18 protein-coding genes are annotated in these 19,388 nt (G+C 42.4%); 9 read left to right on the top strand and 9 right to left on the bottom strand.

What is annotated here, in order from left to right; genetic code table 11:
- Nucleotides 1-16: 16 nt before the first annotated feature.
- From ACE1CD_RS21165 to ACE1CD_RS21180, 4 genes are all read right to left on the bottom strand, one after another.
- The gene (locus ACE1CD_RS21165; protein ID WP_374826158.1) at nucleotides 17-2,041 is read right to left on the bottom strand and encodes an FtsK/SpoIIIE domain-containing protein; all 2,025 of its coding nucleotides are present in this window, start codon (nucleotides 2,039-2,041) and stop codon (nucleotides 17-19) included.
- A gap of 3 nt (nucleotides 2,042-2,044) precedes the next feature.
- Entirely contained in the window at nucleotides 2,045-2,281 is a 237-nt protein-coding gene (locus ACE1CD_RS21170; protein ID WP_374826159.1) for a hypothetical protein, read from the bottom strand.
- Nucleotides 2,282-2,332: 51 nt separating this feature from the next.
- The gene (locus tag ACE1CD_RS21175; RefSeq protein ID WP_374826160.1) at nucleotides 2,333-4,606 is read right to left on the bottom strand and encodes a hypothetical protein; all 2,274 of its coding nucleotides are present in this window, start codon (nucleotides 4,604-4,606) and stop codon (nucleotides 2,333-2,335) included.
- A 140-nt stretch (nucleotides 4,607-4,746) separates the two neighbouring features.
- On the bottom strand, nucleotides 4,747-5,211 hold the full coding sequence (locus ACE1CD_RS21180; RefSeq protein WP_374826161.1) for a GNAT family N-acetyltransferase: 465 nt from the start codon (nucleotides 5,209-5,211) through the stop codon (nucleotides 4,747-4,749).
- A gap of 123 nt (nucleotides 5,212-5,334) precedes the next feature.
- Between ACE1CD_RS21180 and ACE1CD_RS21185 the strand changes: the two genes are divergently transcribed.
- Together ACE1CD_RS21185 and ACE1CD_RS21190 are read left to right on the top strand one after the other, a co-directional pair.
- On the top strand, nucleotides 5,335-5,805 hold the full coding sequence (locus ACE1CD_RS21185) for a hypothetical protein (RefSeq protein ID WP_374826162.1): 471 nt from the start codon (nucleotides 5,335-5,337) through the stop codon (nucleotides 5,803-5,805).
- Nucleotides 5,806-5,980: 175 nt separating this feature from the next.
- Entirely contained in the window at nucleotides 5,981-7,387 is a 1,407-nt protein-coding gene (locus tag ACE1CD_RS21190; RefSeq protein WP_374826163.1) for an adenylate/guanylate cyclase domain-containing protein, read from the top strand.
- Between the two features lie 7 nt (nucleotides 7,388-7,394).
- Here ACE1CD_RS21190 and crtH read toward each other — a convergent pair whose 3' ends face one another.
- A complete protein-coding gene (crtH, locus tag ACE1CD_RS21195) occupies nucleotides 7,395-8,927 on the bottom strand; it encodes a carotenoid isomerase (RefSeq protein WP_374799625.1) in 1,533 nt (510 codons plus the stop codon).
- A 400-nt stretch (nucleotides 8,928-9,327) separates the two neighbouring features.
- Here crtH and upp point away from each other — a divergent pair, with 400 nt between their 5' ends.
- The 3 genes from upp to ACE1CD_RS21210 all read left to right on the top strand — a co-directional run bounded on the left by upp (nucleotide 9,328) and on the right by ACE1CD_RS21210 (nucleotide 11,060).
- Nucleotides 9,328-9,978 (top strand): uracil phosphoribosyltransferase, encoded by a 651-nt coding sequence (gene upp / locus ACE1CD_RS21200; RefSeq protein WP_374799627.1) that lies wholly within the window; start codon nucleotides 9,328-9,330, stop codon nucleotides 9,976-9,978.
- A 231-nt stretch (nucleotides 9,979-10,209) separates the two neighbouring features.
- Nucleotides 10,210-10,563, top strand: coding sequence for a hypothetical protein (locus ACE1CD_RS21205; RefSeq protein ID WP_374799629.1), 354 nt, complete (start codon nucleotides 10,210-10,212; stop codon nucleotides 10,561-10,563).
- Between the two features lie 209 nt (nucleotides 10,564-10,772).
- Nucleotides 10,773-11,060 carry a YggT family protein gene (locus tag ACE1CD_RS21210; RefSeq protein WP_374799631.1) on the top strand — a complete coding sequence of 96 codons (288 nt, stop codon included), beginning with the start codon at nucleotides 10,773-10,775 and terminating at the stop codon, nucleotides 11,058-11,060.
- Nucleotides 11,061-11,213: 153 nt separating this feature from the next.
- Here the strand turns inward: ACE1CD_RS21210 and ACE1CD_RS21215 are convergent, their stop codons facing one another.
- Entirely contained in the window at nucleotides 11,214-11,645 is a 432-nt protein-coding gene (locus tag ACE1CD_RS21215; RefSeq protein WP_374799633.1) for a hypothetical protein, read from the bottom strand.
- Nucleotides 11,646-11,839: 194 nt separating this feature from the next.
- Between ACE1CD_RS21215 and ACE1CD_RS21220 the strand changes: the two genes are divergently transcribed.
- The gene (locus ACE1CD_RS21220; RefSeq protein ID WP_374799635.1) at nucleotides 11,840-12,457 is read left to right on the top strand and encodes a hypothetical protein; all 618 of its coding nucleotides are present in this window, start codon (nucleotides 11,840-11,842) and stop codon (nucleotides 12,455-12,457) included.
- Nucleotides 12,458-12,492: 35 nt separating this feature from the next.
- Here ACE1CD_RS21220 and ACE1CD_RS21225 read toward each other — a convergent pair whose 3' ends face one another.
- Nucleotides 12,493-13,383, bottom strand: a complete 891-nt coding sequence (locus tag ACE1CD_RS21225; protein WP_374799637.1) for a shikimate dehydrogenase — start codon at nucleotides 13,381-13,383, stop codon at nucleotides 12,493-12,495.
- 106 nt (nucleotides 13,384-13,489) lie between these two features.
- On the opposite strand from ACE1CD_RS21225, the gene ACE1CD_RS21230 reads away from it, so the two are divergent.
- The 3 genes from ACE1CD_RS21230 (at nucleotide 13,490) to ACE1CD_RS21240 (ending at nucleotide 16,446) form a co-directional block, all read left to right on the top strand.
- Nucleotides 13,490-14,929: a protein kinase gene (locus tag ACE1CD_RS21230; protein ID WP_374826164.1), complete on the top strand. Its 1,440-nt coding sequence runs from the start codon at nucleotides 13,490-13,492 to the stop codon at nucleotides 14,927-14,929.
- Nucleotides 14,919-15,113 carry a hypothetical protein gene (locus ACE1CD_RS21235; RefSeq protein WP_374826165.1) on the top strand — a complete coding sequence of 65 codons (195 nt, stop codon included), beginning with the start codon at nucleotides 14,919-14,921 and terminating at the stop codon, nucleotides 15,111-15,113. The genes ACE1CD_RS21230 and ACE1CD_RS21235 overlap by 11 nt, the downstream gene beginning before the upstream one ends.
- Before the next feature lie 268 nt (nucleotides 15,114-15,381).
- Nucleotides 15,382-16,446, top strand: a complete 1,065-nt coding sequence (locus ACE1CD_RS21240) for a BLUF domain-containing protein (RefSeq protein WP_374799641.1) — start codon at nucleotides 15,382-15,384, stop codon at nucleotides 16,444-16,446.
- A 99-nt stretch (nucleotides 16,447-16,545) separates the two neighbouring features.
- On the opposite strand, the gene ACE1CD_RS21245 is transcribed toward ACE1CD_RS21240, so the two are convergent.
- Together ACE1CD_RS21245 and ACE1CD_RS21250 are read right to left on the bottom strand one after the other, a co-directional pair.
- Nucleotides 16,546-17,058 (bottom strand): hypothetical protein, encoded by a 513-nt coding sequence (locus ACE1CD_RS21245; protein WP_374826166.1) that lies wholly within the window; start codon nucleotides 17,056-17,058, stop codon nucleotides 16,546-16,548.
- Between the two features lie 69 nt (nucleotides 17,059-17,127).
- Nucleotides 17,128-19,263: a cation:proton antiporter gene (locus tag ACE1CD_RS21250; RefSeq protein WP_374799645.1), complete on the bottom strand. Its 2,136-nt coding sequence runs from the start codon at nucleotides 19,261-19,263 to the stop codon at nucleotides 17,128-17,130.
- Between the last annotated feature and the right edge of the window lie 125 nt (nucleotides 19,264-19,388).

Consider the following 19,388-nt stretch of genomic DNA (forward strand, 5'->3'; position numbering starts at 1 on the left):
AAAATTTTACGCTGGCTTAGGAACGCTCAACTATTTTACTCCAAAGCGTGTCAGCTACCTGTATTTTTGAGCCTACAGGTACTTTTATCAAAGGAGTATTAACAAACATTTTGCCTGCATATCCCTGTAAGACGGCTCTACCACGAGAGGTTATAGGTATGTCGCCTGCCATACTATCTTCTAAAATAGACTGACTTGCTTCTCGACTTACTCGAAAAATCACTTTTTCTTCACACTGATCCGTTACCTGCGGAGTAATTATAGCAGCAGTTGGCCTTTGGGTACAATAAATTATATGAATTCCAAATTTGCGTCCCTTACGTGCATACTCTTTTAAGCGCTTTTCTATAGTATCTCGTAATTTACTTGAAGCATCCGCTATATCAGCAGCTTCATCTATTATCCAAAGAGTGCGCTGTATATCAACGCCCTCTTCCTGTAGCTCCGTTATATTGTGCACTTCATATTTTTGCAATAGCTCTAATCGTCTTTGATGTTCTTGACTATGTATTTTTTCGACTAAATTTTGGCACTCTTCTACAGTTGTAATTATCTCAACATTGGCTTTTACCCGGTCTACGAGAAAATTAAAATCAGCACCAGCAAAGTCAGCAATATAGATTTTACCTTTGGGATTGGCATAAAGAAATTGATAGATAATCCAGTTCAAAAAGTTACTTTTACCTGCTCCCGGTACACCAGCAACTAATCGGTGTGAAGTTTTAGCCCAACTAGATAGGACAGGATTACCTTCATCATCAATGCCAACTATGTATGTATCATTATCCTCTTCAATCAAATGTCTGTAGCTATTGAATATTTCTTCAGCAGTAGCAGTAGGAAAAGTCATTGTTATAATACCTGGTTTTGGAACTGCAATTCGGAAAAATCCACTGATTTCCTGGGATGTCGCCAAGCGATGCAAAGGTTTTAAATCTATAATTCGAGACGGAGGTGGAGATGAGAACTTAGCCAAAGGTGAACCACCCAATACCGCATCAGATTCTCCAGGTTTATTTTGATTTTGAGCAGGATTTAAAGCTTTAGGCGTAGGAGGTGGTAACATAAAAGATATACTAAGAGAATTTTCCTTAGCTTTATCCTTTCCTATTATTTTTGGTTTAATAACTTCTTTGATTACCATTTCACTGAATTTTTTTTGCCATCCTGACCACTCAATAGCGGTTGAAATATCTACATTCTCAGTTGCTTGTAAGCTTTCTAAAAATCCAGGTTGGTCTTTATTCACTAGAACAATTTGACACTGCTTACCATGATGATTTTCTTTAGTGGCGTGGTTAATGAGTGTCTCTAGAACAACACGAGCATCACCGCGATTTTCTGCCAATGCTTTAATAGAATACTTGAATAGATCGCCGTTAGGATATAACTGTTGGTATTTTTGGTAAAGAGCTAAGGTGGTAGACAGAAGATTATCTTTATTGCTAGTAGAATTGGAATTAACTGTATCTAATTGCGTAAGCATTTGGTTAATCGCATTCACCCAAAGCTGCTTTTCATAAGAGTTTTGATAAGTTTGTAAAGTAATTTCTAGAATCAGCTTTCTGTCTGAGTGATTGATGACATCATATACTGCTGACATATCGTTGGATTGATTTACCTCAAACAAGTGAGGTAAATAGTAATTTTGTGGCTCAATAAATTCTTCATCCTTGAAAATTTCGCCGATAAAGTTAACCCAATCTAATTTCTGGTATTGGTTAAAGTCTGCTTGAAGCTTTAGGGTAAAAAAATCGCTGAATTTTCCTTTGGTGAGAAGACTAACAACTTGTTCACTAATCTCCTCTGTTTGGTATTCACCCGCCTGATTGAGGAGAAGATAAGTTTTAATTTTAGGGGTTTGATCGGGGTTGTAAAAGTAGCGGATAGAAAATGTGAAATTGGAAGCAACGCGGGTGAGAGAGCGCATTACTTGTTGTTGGCTTTGTAATATTTCTTTACGGATATCACTTTGATAAGTGTTATCCTGTGTAATCCGCTTAGGAGCAATTTCAAAACAGAGGGGAAAATTTTGGTTCATTTTTTATTTCCAATTATCAGATATTTTTTTTGAAATTTCATTAATTGTAACTGCTTTTTGTTTCAGCCTATACCAAAATATTCCCAGTATAATACTAATCACAATTAAAATTGCTCCTATGAGAGCAACCCAACCCTGATTATTAAATATAAGAATAGAGAGCCAACCTATCCCCCAATATAGAGCGACAATACCAATTAATATTAAACAACCTACACCCCATCCTTCATCGCCATTCATAAAGATACTCCATTAACTTACTTTTGCTAAAGAGCTGATTACAGATTATTTTCAATAGCACTTCCTTTCTCCTACCCTTCCACTACCATACTGCTCTTTTATGTAGTTGGCAAATCCTTGAGCATCTTCAACAGTGCTAAATGAAGCTACTTGAATTTCGCCCTTCTCTTTAGCTGTTGTTTTATTTCTTGCTTGAGGAACATCTCTGCAATGGTTTGACATAACTCTATTCCAGTTGCTCTCACTATATTGAATAAAAACTGGGTGCCAACAGTTGCCATTACTGGAAGAACTTCCACAGCTATTTTTTGGAAATCCACTCGCATACCAGGGACTTCTGTTGAATGTATTAAGGGAAATGTGATTATAACCTTGAAACCAATCAGGTGTAGGTGAATTATATCGATACCATTTTGATAAAGGAGGGCTTACAACGTAAGTTACAAAAATAATCCCTAAACCTATACCAAGAGCTATTAAAGAGCTTATCCCCGCTTTTTGGTACTGATCGATTAAGTTGTATTTAACATTTCCCAGATTGGATAATAGATAAGTTTTAAATAATTTTAACTCTCCATAAAGTTTTTGGCATTTATTATAAGTTTCGTAGTCGGTACTTTCCCTTGCTTCATAATTATCGTGTTCGCTCAGCTTGTCTAACAATTTATAATTTACATCTTTAATCAAAGATAAAACTTCTTTCAATGTGGACTGATTTGAAGTTATTTTATCTTTTTCTCTCTCCGTTTCTAATTTTTGTTCATTTAATTTTTTAATCCAGTCTTTAACGTCTGATAAAAGCTTTTCCATCTCCACTCTAACAAATTCTTTTACCTGTATTACTGATAAATCAGATTTTTGATAAACTATTTTCAGCGAATCGATAGCAGCTATAGCTTTTTTAAATGTGTTGGAAATGCGAGCGGAACGCTCATTTGATGATGATATACGTTCACTGATTTTTGGAACAGTCAAATTCTTTGGATCGTCGGTTTTATCAAACTCGTCATCAAAAAGTAATGCTTCTAACAAATTTGCGGCATCTCTATCTAAAACTGACTTGTGTTGCTTTAATAGCCCTGCTGCCGTATTCCGCACTCTTTCCTCTGGATTTAGCAGAACTTTGGCAAGGATCTTAAACTTCTGAGCTAAATCAAAAAACTGAATCCTGTTGATAGTATTTACAGCTTTTATTTGCTGATTTATAATGTCGCTTTCATTCGTTGAAAGTTTTAACTCTTTTTCAATTACTTCTTCTAAGTGAGAAACTGCTGCTTCGCCAATATTTGCTGCCTCTTGCCATTGTTCGCAGATGATTAATACTCTAGCTCTAATTGAAACATCCAGCCAAGATCCTGCATTTCGGATTGCCTGTGCCGCCAGCTTTCTCAGGGGAATGTCTGCATTATAATAATTATCCAAAAAGTGTCCTACATTTTCATAAAGCCTTCTTTGTTCTTCCGTAGATTCCGAATCTCTAAATTTACCTGCTGCTATACGCAAAGCTTCTTCTTGCAGCCATTTTCTTTTTTGAGGATTATCTATTTTCAACCTGTTAACATCTTTATCAATTGCTAACTCTATTCCCCTGACGTGCAACTGATAGATAACATTTCTAACAAGAGCTTCATATTTACTGGAGTTAGAATTTTCTCTAAATAACTCTTCTGCTGGGCCATACAGCCAAAACTCTAAATTTCTTTCATATTCTGCCGTCAGATCACCCCTACTGTCTTTTTCCTGAATTCGGTTAATTTCCTGAAGTTTACGGTTGATGATTTCATTCCGAATCCTGTAAGGTGGGTCTGTGAGAGCGCCGCCTTCTAGATGTTCTATCGCATCTTGGGAAAAACCGATCGCCTCGATCGCCCATGCCGCCGCCCACCGGGTCAAATCAGTACTGGCTTTCTCCTGACCTTTGACTTCCTTGGCTATGTCTCTAAGTACCTGTTGTAGTTCTTCCTCTGTTTCGCATAAGCCTAAAAAAGCCCGTTGATTTTTTTGTGCAATTTTACCCCAGCCTTGAAATGCTAAAGCCCGCGCCGCTGAATTTGCATGATTTGCCCATACACCTGCAAACCAATGCGCGGCTTTTTCGGGCTCGTTTTCCGCCAATATAAAGAATAATTCGACTCTTTCGCCGTCGTAGCGTGCATTTCGGAAGTAGGCGACTAAATCACGCCAGTTTTCTACAGAAATAGGCCGATCGAGTCGCTCGTCCTGCCATCGTGGTTGGATGTTTGAGGAATCAGACATAGCTTCTGCCAAAATATACTTTACAACAATTTTCTCTTTATACTTCCCTCCGCAGACAGGTGTTGTCACACTAAATAGTCAAGAAATCATGACAATTACCTGCATTCTTGAAAAATTCCCATTATTGCGAAACTTACCGGGAGATGACGTTGGAAATGGAGAGACAATCGCGCCCAAACTTTGCGGGTCTGCATTATACCATATGAAAATTATTTTTCATCCATTTTTTCCAGCCAATTTGTCATTATATAGCGATCGTGTTCGACAAAACCCATCTTTTGATAAACGCTTTTTGCTTTTTTATTTTCATAAGCTACTACTAGATGCACAGCGGCAATTCCTAGAGATTCGCAAACTGTTTCCACAAATTTTAGCGCTTGTGTGCCTATCCCTTGTCCGCGATAATTCTCTCGAATATATAATTCATCGACTAAGGCATCGCGACCGTGAAATTCGATACTGTAGCCAAATGTGAGGACAACATATCCGACTGGTTCTTCGTTGGCACAAATTAGCCAGATCTTCGCCAGTCGATCGTCACTAACTATTTCTTCTAAACAACGAGTTGCTATTTGATTATTAAATGGTATATGTTCGAGTTTATAAAACTCCTGCATGAAAGTCAAAATCAGATTAATATCGATGTTTGTAGCAAGCTTAAAACTTATTTCCATAATCTTACCAAGAGTAAATGCTAATTATTGCTTCGGTTAATAGAGGTTGCGGCAAATTTTGACTACTTAGGCTAAAATAGCATACCATAGGTGTAAAGACAAGAATAATCATCAAAATAAGCTATGAAAAATCAACTGGCATTGCGGCTGAATAAAATTATATTTGCGTTGCTGATGTCCATAGCTGGCGTTAAGTTCGCAGAAGATGCGATCGCAATACCAGCGATTAACGCTGGTAACAAACAGGTAAAAAATTGCACTTCTAGCACTTGCACGCCATACCGAGCAAATTATGAAAAAGCTATTGCCGATCGCATCATTGCAAGACCTTCTTTGGTATTGGATGAAAATCAGGCGTTTGCACTAGCCGATCGAGCAATGGCAAAAGGCGATCGCAACGAAGCCGCACGCCGTCTCGCACAAGCTTTAGTAATTATTTCGGAATCGAAAAAACCCGGACAGGGAATAGCAGGCGCTTTAGCCATAGAGCGTTCTCTAGATACAGATATGAAAAACGCACGGGGTCAGTCGCTCCGGGAGTTTTTACCTTTGTTCGATCGCATTTTTCCCGCCGATCGAAATCCATATCGGTAAATTCTATAATTGTAAAATAGGTTAACTTAAACCATAAAGGTTTACTTTTTTGGTAGATAGGCAAAATCTACCATACTTGGTGCTGATTTGAATCGATTTTGATTATTTATAGCAGGGTAGCATATTAACTATAACGGCACTCAAGACGTTTATACAAGCTACGCGAGGAAATTAGATGTCAGCTTGGCTGTCAGCGTTACTCAATTCATTCAAAGCACGTTTATCTCAGCGCATCATCTTTTGGGTGTTTATCAGCATTGTTTTAATCGAGGTCATTATCTTAATTCCGTCTTATTATATGCGGGAAAGCGAGCTTTTATGGCAAATAGAGGATGTTTCTTCTGCAATTGTCACCTCAATTTCCCGCTTAACCGCACAAGAAGTTGACAACAATAAACTTCTAGAAGAAATCAAAAAAATTACTCATGGTTCCGTGATTTTAGGAGTGGCGATTTACCAACCCAATGGACAACTTATAGGTATATGCGGTGAGCCACCAGAGATTACATTTTCTGACCTAAAAGGTAAAGATGAAGTTCGCGCACGCAACCGGAATGGCGATCGCTACGACGTAGCTTGGTCAGGTGGAAAATTAGGTACTAATTATATCATAATCGCTCGTCACAATGCTACCACCGTCAAGCAGGAATTATCCGCATATATTGCACGTATTGCTGGTTTAGTTGTGTTGATCTCAGCTTTTGTCACCTCTGTCACAATGCTAGTCTTGGGTGCAACCGTAATTGTGCCTATCTTGCGACTGCGGGATGACTTGATCGCGGCGGGTGAAGCAACCGCCAAAGATAAAGCCAATCCTAACTTTTATTCTCTATCTGTCAAGCGCAATGATGAGTTAGGGGAAGTGATGAAAGCATTCAATCAAATGTATCGACGCATTCGCCAGGAAATAAACGAACGCAAGCAAGCAGAAGCAATCCTGCGCGTGGAAACAGAAAAATCCGAGCGCTTATTACTGAATATTTTGCCAGAATCGATCGCGGAACAATTGAAACAGCAACAAGGCTGCATTGCCGAACGCTTTGATGAAGTCACTATTCTATTTGCAGATATTGTTGGTTTTACAGCTTTGGCGGCGCGTACTCCTCCTACAGAATTAGTCAGTTTACTTAATGAAATTTTCTCCGCATTCGATCGCCTTGCTTCCCACCACGGTTTAGAGAAAATCAAAACCATCGGCGATGCTTACATGGTAGTAGGCGGTTTGCCTTCTCCTCGATCGGATCATGCCTGGGCCATCGCAGAAATGGCTCTCGATATGCAACGAGAAATCGCTCGTTTCCAAACCAATAAAGGCGAACCCTTCAGCATCCGTATTGGTATCCACACCGGACCAGTAGTAGCAGGCGTCATCGGCTTACAAAAGTTTTCCTACGATTTGTGGGGTGACGCCGTTAACATTGCCAGCCGTATGGAATCCCTTGGAATTGCCGGTGAAATTCAAGTGACAGCCACAACCTACGAACTATTAAGAGATAAGTATCTTTTTGCAGAACGCGGTGTGTTAAAAGTCAAGGGTCGCGGAGAAGCGATCGCTTATTTGCTCAAAGGAAGAAAGCAGTAGAATTCCATTACAAACCCAAATCTACCGCAATGCGATGAGAGCAAGCAAACCCTGAAAACGCCACTGCATTTAAACCCTGACCCGGAAAAGTGCTATCCCCCACACAATACAAACCGGGAATAGATGTGCGGTTAAATGGCATACCCAACAAACCGCGCAACTTGCGACTGGGAATCGGCCCATAACTGCCATCATCCCGACCTAAAAAACGTCGATGAGTGCGAGGCGTTCCCACCTCCATGTAATCCAGTTTTGTATCTAAGCCAGGGAAAAATTGCTCCAATCTTTTAATAATACGTTCCGTTGCTTCTTGTTTTTTCTGCTCGTAATCTTGCGCCGACATTCGTTGCCAATCATCAATCCAATTCGGCGTGAATACGTGCATAATGTGATAGCCTTCGGGAGCTAAATTCGGATCGAGTAGTGTGGGGATAGAAACAAATATAGTGCCTTCCGGTTCCTCCATTTGCTCCCAATCTGACAAGATAATATGGTGACACTCAGTTCCCCAAGGTAGGACATCTGCTTCGACGCCCAAGTGCAAACTTAGAAAACTAGGTGACTTTTGATATCGTTGCTGCCATTTTTTTTCAACACGGGGCATTTCTGCGGGCGGAAGTAATTTTTCAAAGGTATCCCAGCGTGTAGCGTTGGAAACAATGCGTTTAGCTCGATAAACTTGGCCTGTGGCGAGCTGAACGCCCACCGCTCGTCCATGTTCGGTCAAAATCTTGGTGACTCTGGCTTTGTACTGAATTTCACCGCCAGCTTTCTCAAGTCCTTCCACCAGTTTTTGGGCGATTTGACCGACGCCGCCTTTGGGGTAGTTAATGCCACCATAATGGCGATCGGAGAATACCATCCCAGCATTAATCATCGGTGTCATGTCTGCTGGCACAACCGACCAGCAATAACACTCGATGTCGATGAATTTGAGCAAAATCGGATCGCTGATATATTGGCGGGCGATGTCGCCTGCATTGAGGGGCAAGTATTTCACCAAACCCAAACAAGCCAAGGGATGCTGGAAAAACACCCTCGTTAGATAGCCCGGTTCCTCCAACGAGAGCAAATCCATTGCGTTGAGGCAGTTGAACACTTTCCAGCACTCGTCGTAAAATCGACGGATGCCTTCTCGTTCTTGCGGAAAATATTCTATAAGTTCTTGCAAAAATTTCTCATAATTGCGATGAACTTTTAAATCTAAGCCGTCGGGAAGGTGGTAGTGAATCTGTACCGGGTCGGGAATAGTTTCCAAGCTGACGTTGACTGCTGCTAGGGCGCGGGTGAGCAGATTGGTAGTGCCTTGAGTGCCAAACCCAAAGATCATCGATGCTCCCACATCAAACCGATATCCGTTGCGATCGAAGTAGCCAGCACTTCCTCCAGGGATAATGTAGCGCTCCAGCACCAGCACAGACGCACCTTTCGCTGCTAGTTGGGTCGCCGTTACCAACCCTCCAATACCCGATCCGATGACAATAACATCAAATTCAGGCGCGGTTGAACTGGTTTGAGTGTAAAACAACTGATTATTCATGGAAGCAGGTATCGGGTTAGTAATCTAGAGTAATTCCCTGGATTTACAGTTTACAAGCTCCCTTCGTATCTAGCATCTAGCTGCCACTCTCCCTTTCCCTCTTTCCCCTTTCCCTCTTTCCCCTAACCCCTAGCCCCCAGCCCTAAAAAAAAAGTACGGACTCTATCTGCTGCTGCTGACCGAGCCCGTCTGCCGTTCCTCGTAGAGGAGAACACGAGAGAGGAGAACACTGAAAGTTAATATAGCCTTATTGAAAAGAAGTGTCAATACAATTAGGAAAAATTCTCAACAATATTTTTGTCTTCCCTGTAACAAAGCAGAAGGCAGTATGATAGATCGGGCTTTTGAACCAGCATCCAAACACCAATCAAAAATCTAAAATCGAAAATCAAAAATCCGTATGACTCTCCAGATGCGTATCTATGTTCCGCCCCATCCCCTCATCAAACACTGGCTGGGTGTTGCCCGCGATGCCCAAACGCCACCAGTGCTGTTCAAAAGCGCTATGACGGAACTGGGACGCTGGCTGACTTACGAAGCGGTGCGAGAGTGGTTGCCCACAATAGAAACAACAGTGCAAACGCCTTTGGCTGAGTGTCCTGCTACGTTTGTCAATCCGGAAGTGCCGTTGGTGGTAGTGCCGATTCTGCGGGCGGGATTGGCTTTGTTGGAAGGAGCGCAGACTGTACTGCCTTTGGCGTCGATTTATCATCTCGGTTTGGTACGGGATGAAGAAACGCTAGAACCGAGTTGCTATTTGAATAAGTTCCCAGCCCAGTTTCAAGAGCAAACGCGGGTATTGATCGTCGATCCGATGCTGGCGACTGGTGGCTCGATTATGGCTGCGATGGCAGAATTGACTTCTCGCGGTATCGATCCGGCGCTAGTGAGGATTATTTCAGTAGTAGCGGCTCCCCCAGCACTGCAAAGATTGAGTGTGACCTATCCGGGCTTGAATGTATATACGGCTACAATAGACGAAGGTTTAAACAGCCACGGTTACATTGTGCCTGGGTTGGGGGATGCAGGCGATCGCGCTTTTGGCACCTAGCGCTATGCGGACAAAAGAGAGGGCGTCGGGGCTAGGGCGTCGGGATTAGGGAGAGGGAGGAGGGAAGAGGGAGAGAGAAGAAGAGGACTTTTGAATGAGTGACTTTTGAATGAGTGACTTTCGCAGTCCCTATCTTCTGCCTGATGCAGTTGGGACTGCTAGCAGGTAAGCTGAAAACAGTCGTACCAAAGATATAATCCTAAATCCTTTCATCTAAAATCCAAAATAGATATGAGTCAGCGTGACGGTTTTGCAGCAGGATTTTTGGCTGGGTCGTTGGTAGGTGGCCTAGTCGGTGGGGTGCTGGGGGCGGTGCTAGCTTCTCGCATCAGTAACGAAACGGCGGAAGCAGAAGCACCTCTGGTCAACAGCAATCCTTCCGAAGCTAAAGTTGATAAACCGAAGAAGCGTCAATTGGAAGCTTCTTCTGAGCAACGGATTGAAGTGGCTCGTCGCAGTCTGGAGGATAAGATCGCACAACTTAACCAGACAATTGACGAAGTGCGCCAGCAGCTCGGTAACGTGAATGGGAATGCTTCTGGGGGAAGTGGCGATCGATCTCTGACCAGAGATGCACAATACTGAGTTGCAGTCAGCAGTTCAGTTGACAGGCTCAAGCGGTGAGGTACGCCCAACAGCTGCGAGAGTGGAAAAGTAGGGCAAAGTCGAGCTAGAGTTGGAAGCCCAACTCAGTTTCATTGGTGTAGGGAGGAAGATCCGAAACGGTCGGATATCGGTTAAATTAAAGTCAAGTCTAAGTTGTGTTTGAAATTCCGTAAAAAGCTTCAAAACTCATGGATGCCTCAGTCGCACTGCTGTTCAACGCTCTTATTACCTTTGTCAACATCTACGTGGTTTTGCTGATTATTAGGATTCTGCTGGGCTGGTTTCCCAATCTCAACTGGTACGATCCGCCGTTTTCCATCCTCAGTCAGCTAACCGATCCTTACCTGAATATCTTTCGCTCTTTTATTCCCCCTCTCGGTGGGATTGACTTTTCACCGATTTTGGCGATCTTTCTACTCCAATTTATCGCCGATCTTCTCAAGCCCCTCGCAGTAAGAGCTATGTATATGTTCTGATCCCGGTCGATCGCCTGCTTGTACTGGAAACTTCACTCCTTAATTTTTAAGGAGTACATATTTTACTACAAAACTTTTATTTTGTCAACAACAATCTACCTGGTAGGATGGCATTTGAGGGGGGTAAGGGTAGCTTACCCCCCTAGCTTCTTTTCAACGACGAACCACACCGGTAAAACCGGCAGCTTTGAACTGCTTAAGCTTTAAAGGAGTTGGTTGATTGGCAGCCACAGAAATTCTCAATTCAAAATCGCTCACTCCTGGCGGAACCTCATCAATAGATCCCAGACGAGTACGGTTTTGCATCACAGAATTGTCATTGGCATCGTAGATGCGACCGAAAATATCAGCGTTGTAGACGTATTTACCAGAGGTATTGTTGGCTTTGCCGGTAATGAGAAAGCAGTTGGCAGCTCTGGCGTTACCAGCGGTAACCAATCCTTCTGCTAGTTCCGACGGACACTCTTTATAAGAAAGATCGGTTAGTTGAATTTGAGTCAACGCCCAAGCGGGTGGGGTCAACACCCAACTCAGAATTGCGATCGAGCAGGAAATTAGGAAGATTTTTATGGCTCGAAAGTGCATATATTGTACCTAAAATGAGCGATCGGCAGGTAACTTCAAACTCAGCTTACCGTGAACTTGCACAACCGCGCTTGGGAAGAGCGAGTAAGTTTTGTAAGATAAAAGCACTATCCCCAGTTAGCGATCGGTTTTGGCACAAAGCTACCCAAAGCCGTTGACGTGCAATGAAGTTCACTGTTTGCCATAGGTGCTGTATGACTAAAGAGGAGATCGAAGCAGCCTTGCAAGCAGCATTCGATCGGTGCGATGCAGCTAGCTGTCCTCTCACCGAGACACAGAAACAGATCCTGCTGCAAGTGGCAGAGAATTTGACTCGTATCCAAAGTCAACCGAGTGGCGATCGATCGCCTTCTTCAACTAATCCTCTGGAGGAACTTACCGATAACGAACAAGAAACTTTTTTAGAGTTTGTCAGAGAACAAGAAAGACAAGATCGATCTTGGAAAATTCAGTTAATGAACGATTGGTTGAATAATCGAACTTCGGGAGAGGTGCAGTTTATTCGCGATCGCTACGGTTTGCAATGGCTCAATCGAGTCAAGCAGTCACATCTGGCTGAGTATAGCGATCGCACGCCAGACGAAATTTTAAAACTCAAAGTAGGCGATCGCATTGAAGTGTCGAATAGCTTATGGGAATGGGTGCAAGAAAATGGCCCTTGCAGTCGCGAATGGGTTTCTTGCACAGTAATTAAAGTGGATGAGATAGATGGTAATACCACTTGCACAATTCGTTTTGATAACGGTAGTGAATACGAAATTCAAGGTATTTACGAGTGGAATCGCTACAATTGGCGTTGGCCATCTGGGTAAATAAAATTAGGACAATGTTAGACAAAAATAATCTTTCAATCCGATAATCCTAAATGTCTTCGCAAAAATTGCCGCATTACATCTACTGGAACTGACTGCTGCAACCAAATTTGCAATGCAGCCGCTCCTTGTTGGACTAACATTTCTAAACCGTCGATCGCATCCGCACCCTGCTGTTTAGCTAATTTTAGAAATAAAGTCGGATTGGGTGTATAAATTAGGTCATAGGCGATCGCACCTTTGGGCAATTTCGCGATCTCATCTGCACTTAAAGGAGACTCATCAACGCGAGGATACATTCCTATTGGCGTTGTATTCACGAGTAAGTTTGCTTGTGAGAGCAAATTTGGTAATTCTTGCCAATTATGTACGCTGAGACGGACAGGCAAACGCGAATTCAGCCAACTATCTAAAAAATCGTTTAATTTCTGCGGACTGCGCCCAATAACTTTGACTTGCTGTACGCCTAACTGGGCGCACCCTGCTACCACCGCCCTAGCAGCTCCACCATAGCCTAAGACTAGCGCTGTCATTTGACTCCAATCGCGCTCTTGAGATGAGGGGGAGAGGTTGAGCAATGGTGCCAAAAACCCTTCCACATCGGTATTTGTGCCACTCCAACCTCGATCGGTGCGCCAGACGCTGTTAACGGCTCCGACGGCTCGTGCGATCGGCGATACTTCTGATAGGAGGGGAATGATTGCTTGTTTGTGGGGAATGGTGACGTTAAAGCCAATCATACCAATAGCGGCAAAACCTGCGATCGCCACCTGCAAATCTTCCGGTTTAACTGGAAAGGGTAGATACACATAATCTAGTCCCAGTGTGGCAATAGCGGCATTGTGCATCACTGGGGAGAGGGAATGTTCGATCGGGTGTCCGACGACACCCAGTAGTTTAGTCTTACCTGTGATAAGTTGTGTCAATTTTTGCGGCTCAGTTTGATCGTTTCTTATAGAATAAGACGATAATGACGGCTTTTAGGTTGTCAGAGAAAAGCAAATCAGCTTATCAGCTTGTGGGAGTGGTTCCATGAACTTTATTAGTTGTAGCAAGGGACACCAAAATTCCAGCACATCGAGTTTTTGCAGTACCTGTGGAGAGGAGTTGCAACAGAAGGTTGTCCCACCGACGATAATTATGGGGTTGACGCCAGGGACTCGATTGCGCGATCGCTACGTTATTAAGCAGGTATTAGGGCAAGGAGGATTTGGCAGAACTTATTTGGTAGCAGATGAAGGCCGATTCAATGCTTTAGTTGTCATCAAAGAATTTCTTCCCAATGTCCAAGGAACTTATGCTCTCCAAAAAGCTGAGGAACTTTTTCAACAGGAAGCCTTTATCCTCCACAGACTCCAGCATTCCCAGATTCCCCGATTTTGGGAAATATTTAGAGAAGGAACAAAGCTATTTTTAGTCGAAGATTTTATTTCAGGACAAACGTATCAATCATTATTAAATCAACGATTGCAGCAAGGAAAACGCTTTAATGAATCAGAAATTTTACATTTATTTCGCGAACTCCTCCCAGTCTTAGGATATCTGCACCGTCAAGGTGTCATCCACCGGGATATCTCGCCAGACAACATCATTCATCGATCTGCTGATGGATTGCCTGTTTTAATTGATTTGGGCGCAGTAAAACAAGCAGCTTTCAATGCAGTCAGCCAGGTAGGAGGAATGCAAAATCAGAATATGGCTTCCCCTGCTACCCGTGTGGGCAAACCAGGCTATGCCCCCCAGGAACAGATGCAGTTTGGTATCGTTGCTCCTCACAGTGATTTATACGCTTTGGCTGTTACAGCTGTTGTGTTAATGACTGGCAAACAGCCCCTGCAACTAATAGATCAGTACACCATGAATTGGATATGGAATAAGGAACTAACTCTGAGTCCATCTTTTAGCAGTATTCTCAACAAAATGCTAGCGAAAGATCCTTATGGAAGGTTCCAATCTGCTGATGAAGTTATACAAGTTATACCGCAATATCAGGGTGATTTTCATGTTAATCATCCCGCTGAAGTCGGTCAGGCTAATGTGGGAGGAAGTCAACAAAGAAAGATGCCAACAACAAGTGGCAAAAGGTTTTTGAATTTAATGATAGATTTTGTGTTTTTATGGATATTTAGTTTGATGTTTGGTTTGACATTGGGCATATTTTTGGCAATTCTAGGAGTAGATTCAGGTATATTTGATAGTGCTAATGAAGAAGTGCTGGGTTGGATAGTTTTTATAATATACAACATCTTAAATTACTTGATTTTGGAATCAACTTGTGGCAAATCAATGGCAAAATTCATTACCAAGACAAAGGTGGTGATGAATGATGGCAGAAAACCTGATTTTGCTGTCATTTTAGTGAGAACACTGTGTAGATTTATACCTTTTGATGCGCTTTCATTTTTATTATCTGGCAATCCGATCGGATGGCACGATCGTTTGTCCAAAACAATGGTAGTAGATGACAGATGACAGTTTTTTAAAGCGATGTGATACGGAGATTGGTGTATTGTCGATTACCAAACTCTGCAAATTGAAGCGTTTGCTTATACCTAAAAAAAATACTGTAACGAATGGGCGTGGAAAAGCCGCCAGTGGCGCAGTATTTCTGAGTTTAAAGCACATCAAAGGGCGTGGGCGATCGCCGCATGGCTGATTCTGGCGATCGTGCTGGCAGTTTTGCTGGCAATTGCGGTAATTGTTGGGTTGCTTTTACTGGCTGGAATCTCTTCTAGCAGATAAATACAGATAAACTTAAATTCTAGACATTTCTTTACAATTTTCTTTCAAAAAGAGGCGACTAAATGCTGTAATATCAATTTAAGCTACCTTAAAAAAATAAGGTCGATACGTATGGCAGAGTGCATCACCTGGCTATTCTAGGATACTTAGAGATGCTTTCCTTGCTAAATTTGAGTTTTAATATGAAAAGGCTGACATACATTAGTAAATTTGCTCGTCCTCTATCTAGTAAAGAAATAGAAGCTATTGCTAAAGTTTCCGCTCCGAACAATCAAGCCAAAAATATCACAGGCGTACTTTTGTGTTCGCAAGGAATATTTTTCCAAATTCTTGAAGGAGACGAAGAAAATATTGATAGATTGTATGAGAAAATATTGCGCGATCGCAGACATACCGATATCTTATGCTTAAACACCGAACGCGATATCAAAGAACGACTATTTCCGGAATGGTCAATGCAGACGATCGATCTTGACGAAAATACAGATTTAATTATTAAACCGATTAGAGCTTTATTGCAGACCTTAAACGAGTCTTATAGAATTTTAGAAAAATATACTCAACCAACCGTTGTTAACATCATCAGTAACGGTGCAAATCCTCTGCTAGTTCCGCCTCGTAAAGTAGAGAAGATTATTTTGTTTAGCGATATCGTGTCTTTCTCTACTTTGGTGGAGAAACTGCCATGCGAGGAAATTGTCGCTATACTAAATCAGTATTTTACTATTTGCACGAACATAATTGTAGCTAAGGGAGGAGAAATTACCAAATTTATCGGTGATTGCGTGATGGCTTATTTTTCAGGCGAACAAGCTGATGCAGCTATTCAAGCAAGCTTGGATATATTGACTGAAATAGAAACAGTAAGAATATCTGCACCAGAAGGTAGTCCGCTGCGCGTTTTGTACAATGGGATTGGTTTGGCGCAAGGCGAAGTAATAGAAGGAAATATTGGCTCTCACGTCAAAATGGATTATACAATTTTAGGAGATGCAGTCAATATTGCCCAAAGGTTAGAATGTTTAACGAGAAAGCTTTCTCGTTCTTTAATTTTTTCATTGGAGGTGAAGAACAGCACAGTAGGAGTATGGAATTTTGTCAAGTTGGGAAAGAGCAACGTCAAAGGAAAAGAAGAGGCGATCGAAATTTATTCAATTGACGATCGAGTTACCAAGCAGCCCAGTAGTAATGCTGAGATGGCTGCGGATATAAGTAATTATCTTGACAAGATTAAATTTTATCATTAGTTATATCAAGTCCAATTTTTTTAGGCAATCGGTATAACCGGACATGATATAATTGGTTATTAGTTGTTTGGTTCTTGTATGCGAACGAGGCACAACTGACTAATGGCTGGAAGACTTTTCCTTATCGCGCTCGGTAGCCTCTCTTTGAGCGGTAAATTCTATTGGTTGCGCTGCTGAAGTTAGAGTAATTTTACCGTTCAGGGTTTCACCTTTGACAAAAGCTTGAATTGTGACATTGATTTTTCGCTCGCAGGAAATGAACTTATTTGTGGTTCCGGATAGCGTGAATTGTTGATTTTGCCATAGACCGAATAGGGAGGGTTTTTCCTGTACGCTTGTTTGGGATGCGGATGTGACATTTGACGATTCGACGTTTTTATCCGCTGTTAATAAAGAACCGTTGAGATAAATACCAGATTGCTGAATGTTTAACAACAATTCATCAGATGCGAGACATTTAGGTAAGTTTTGTGCAATTATGCGATAACGACCTTGAATCGGGGGAGGCGCTTTGAGATTATGACCGTAGGTAGTAACAACTTTAAACAAAAGCACAACGAAACCGATCGCTAATCCATAGAATGTGAAGGACTTAAAGTTAAAATGACTCATATCGATTTGAGATTTGAGGTTTTAGATTGAGAATTTAGTAGTCTGGTCATTTGTGTTGCTATCGTTTGTTTAGAGTATAGAGGCGAGATGAGAAGTTACCTGACTGTAGCGGCGGGTAATCAAAAGCGAAGAATGACAATCGATCGCCAACGCATCAGTGTAGTTTCCCAAGGTTTGACGCTCAATACCCCAAGCGCGACTGGTACCGACAATAGTGAGGTCAACAGTTTGGGAAGCTTCGACTACAGCTGGGATCGGTTCTGCTGCTTCAATAACTTGGATATCGATGCGATCGCGCACTTGAAGAGGCAAACTTTCCATCACATTACGAAATTCATAACTGAAATCTTTAATCTGAGTTTCTTGTACAACTCGCAAAATATTCAGACAGCAGAGATCGCGATTGACAAGCAGTCGCACAGCAATTTCCAGCGCCAGATCGTCGTGAACGTTAGCAGAATAAGGCACCAATATACTTTCCAATCTTTCTCGTCCTCGATCGACAAATACTGCCACATCCACAGATGCCTGAGTGAGAATTTGTCCAACTCTTCCCCCCAGTCGGTTGGTGCTAAAAGCTGGACGGTGCCATCCTAATAGAATGAGATCGGCTTGTTCCAGCTTAGCAATCTCTGCTGTTTCCCGTGCGACGTTATTGGAAATGCGGACAATCGGATGCACTAACTCGCGAGTTTCTGGAGGTTCCAGACTTTGAATAACTTCTTCGAGGCGAGAACGACGCTGCTGTATTAACCTGTCTGCTTCAAGCGGCGTACTTTGAAATAAATAATCTTCTTCTAATTCGATCAAGCTGAGAGGATGAACGATCGCCGGTTGCAATTTTCTTCCTGCGATCGCTGCTGCTAGTTGCAGCAAACCTTTTTGCGTGCTGGGATTGGCGACGGGTACTAAAATTCGATACGTTGGTTGAACTGGTTCGATAGGGATAGCGATCGCTGGTTCTGCTTTGATGACATCTAATTTAATTAGCTCTTTTGGATAAGTCCATTCCAACAAAGGTGAGGTCATAAAAGTTGTCACCAATGCCATTATCACCAGCATAGTGAACAGCAAAGGCGAGATCGTACCCAAACTCAAACCAATATTTAGCACAATTAATTCCGTTAAGCCGCGAGTATTCATCAGCCAACCCAGTGCCGAAGCTTCCCGGTTATCGATACCGCAAACTCTTGCTGCTAGATAAGTACCAACATATTTGCCAATAATAGCCACTGTCAAAACAGCTAAACAAAGTAACCACAATTCTGGTCGGTTGAGCAAGCCTATTTCTGTCCGCAGACCGCTATAAGCAAAAAATACGGGCAGTAAAAATATCAGGACAAAATCTTCTGTTTTTTCGGCTAATTCCCTTACTAATCCAGCATTTTTTGGCATGACTGTTCCCAATAAAAATGCGCCAAATATTAAGTGAATTCCTATTAGTTCGGTAATTAAAGCCGAAGCAACAACAGCCATATAAATCCAAGCCAAAAGAAATTGGCTTAGGCGTCCCTTGCGTTCGTAGTGGGAAGCCACTCGTTGCAATAACCAACGCCCTACCGTCATCATAAATACGATGTAAAGTAGGGATTCCAAAATAGTTGGCACTGCACCTACCATACTATTAGTACGAGTGACTGCGATCGCCAGCGCCAACAAACACCAAGCCGTCACATCATCCACCGCCGCACAAGTCAGCGCCAACGTTCCCAAGCGCGTTCCTTGCAAGTTATTTTCCGTGATAATTCTCGCCAGTACTGGAAAAGCCGTAATCGACATTGCCGCGCCTAAAAATAAGGCAAAGGCGGTAAACGATACGCTGGCATTAGAAAGCAGGGGATATAACATTAGGGATAGCAGCGCTGCCAGGGAAAAAGGCACTAAAATGCTGACGTTGGAAGTCAGAATGGCGATATCTAAATTACCTTTGAGGTATTTTGGGTCTAACTCTAGCCCGATCAAAAACATAAAAAATATCAACCCTACCTGCGACAGCACAAACAGGTAAGGTTCTGTTTCCACTGGAAAAAGTGATGCGGCTAAATCTGGAGCGACCAAACCTAACAGAGATGGCCCCAGCATAATCCCAGCCACAATTTCGCCAATTACCAAGGGTTGCTTGAGCCAGCGAAATCCCAATCCCATCAGTCGGGAAAGTCCAATCACTATGAGAACTTCAATCAGGACTTGGATGACTGCGTGCATAGTTTCCTCAAAGGCGACTGTTAGGAGTGTTACAGTAATCGAGTGAAATGATATCCGATTTGTCGTTGACAATCCTGCCCTCAGTCTACCGCCCAAGGTACTACGTTACCAGTATCGCAGCAAAC

This window comes from Aerosakkonema sp. BLCC-F183 (genome assembly GCF_041929145.1).
Lineage (GTDB): Bacteria > Cyanobacteriota > Cyanobacteriia > Cyanobacteriales > Aerosakkonemataceae > Aerosakkonema.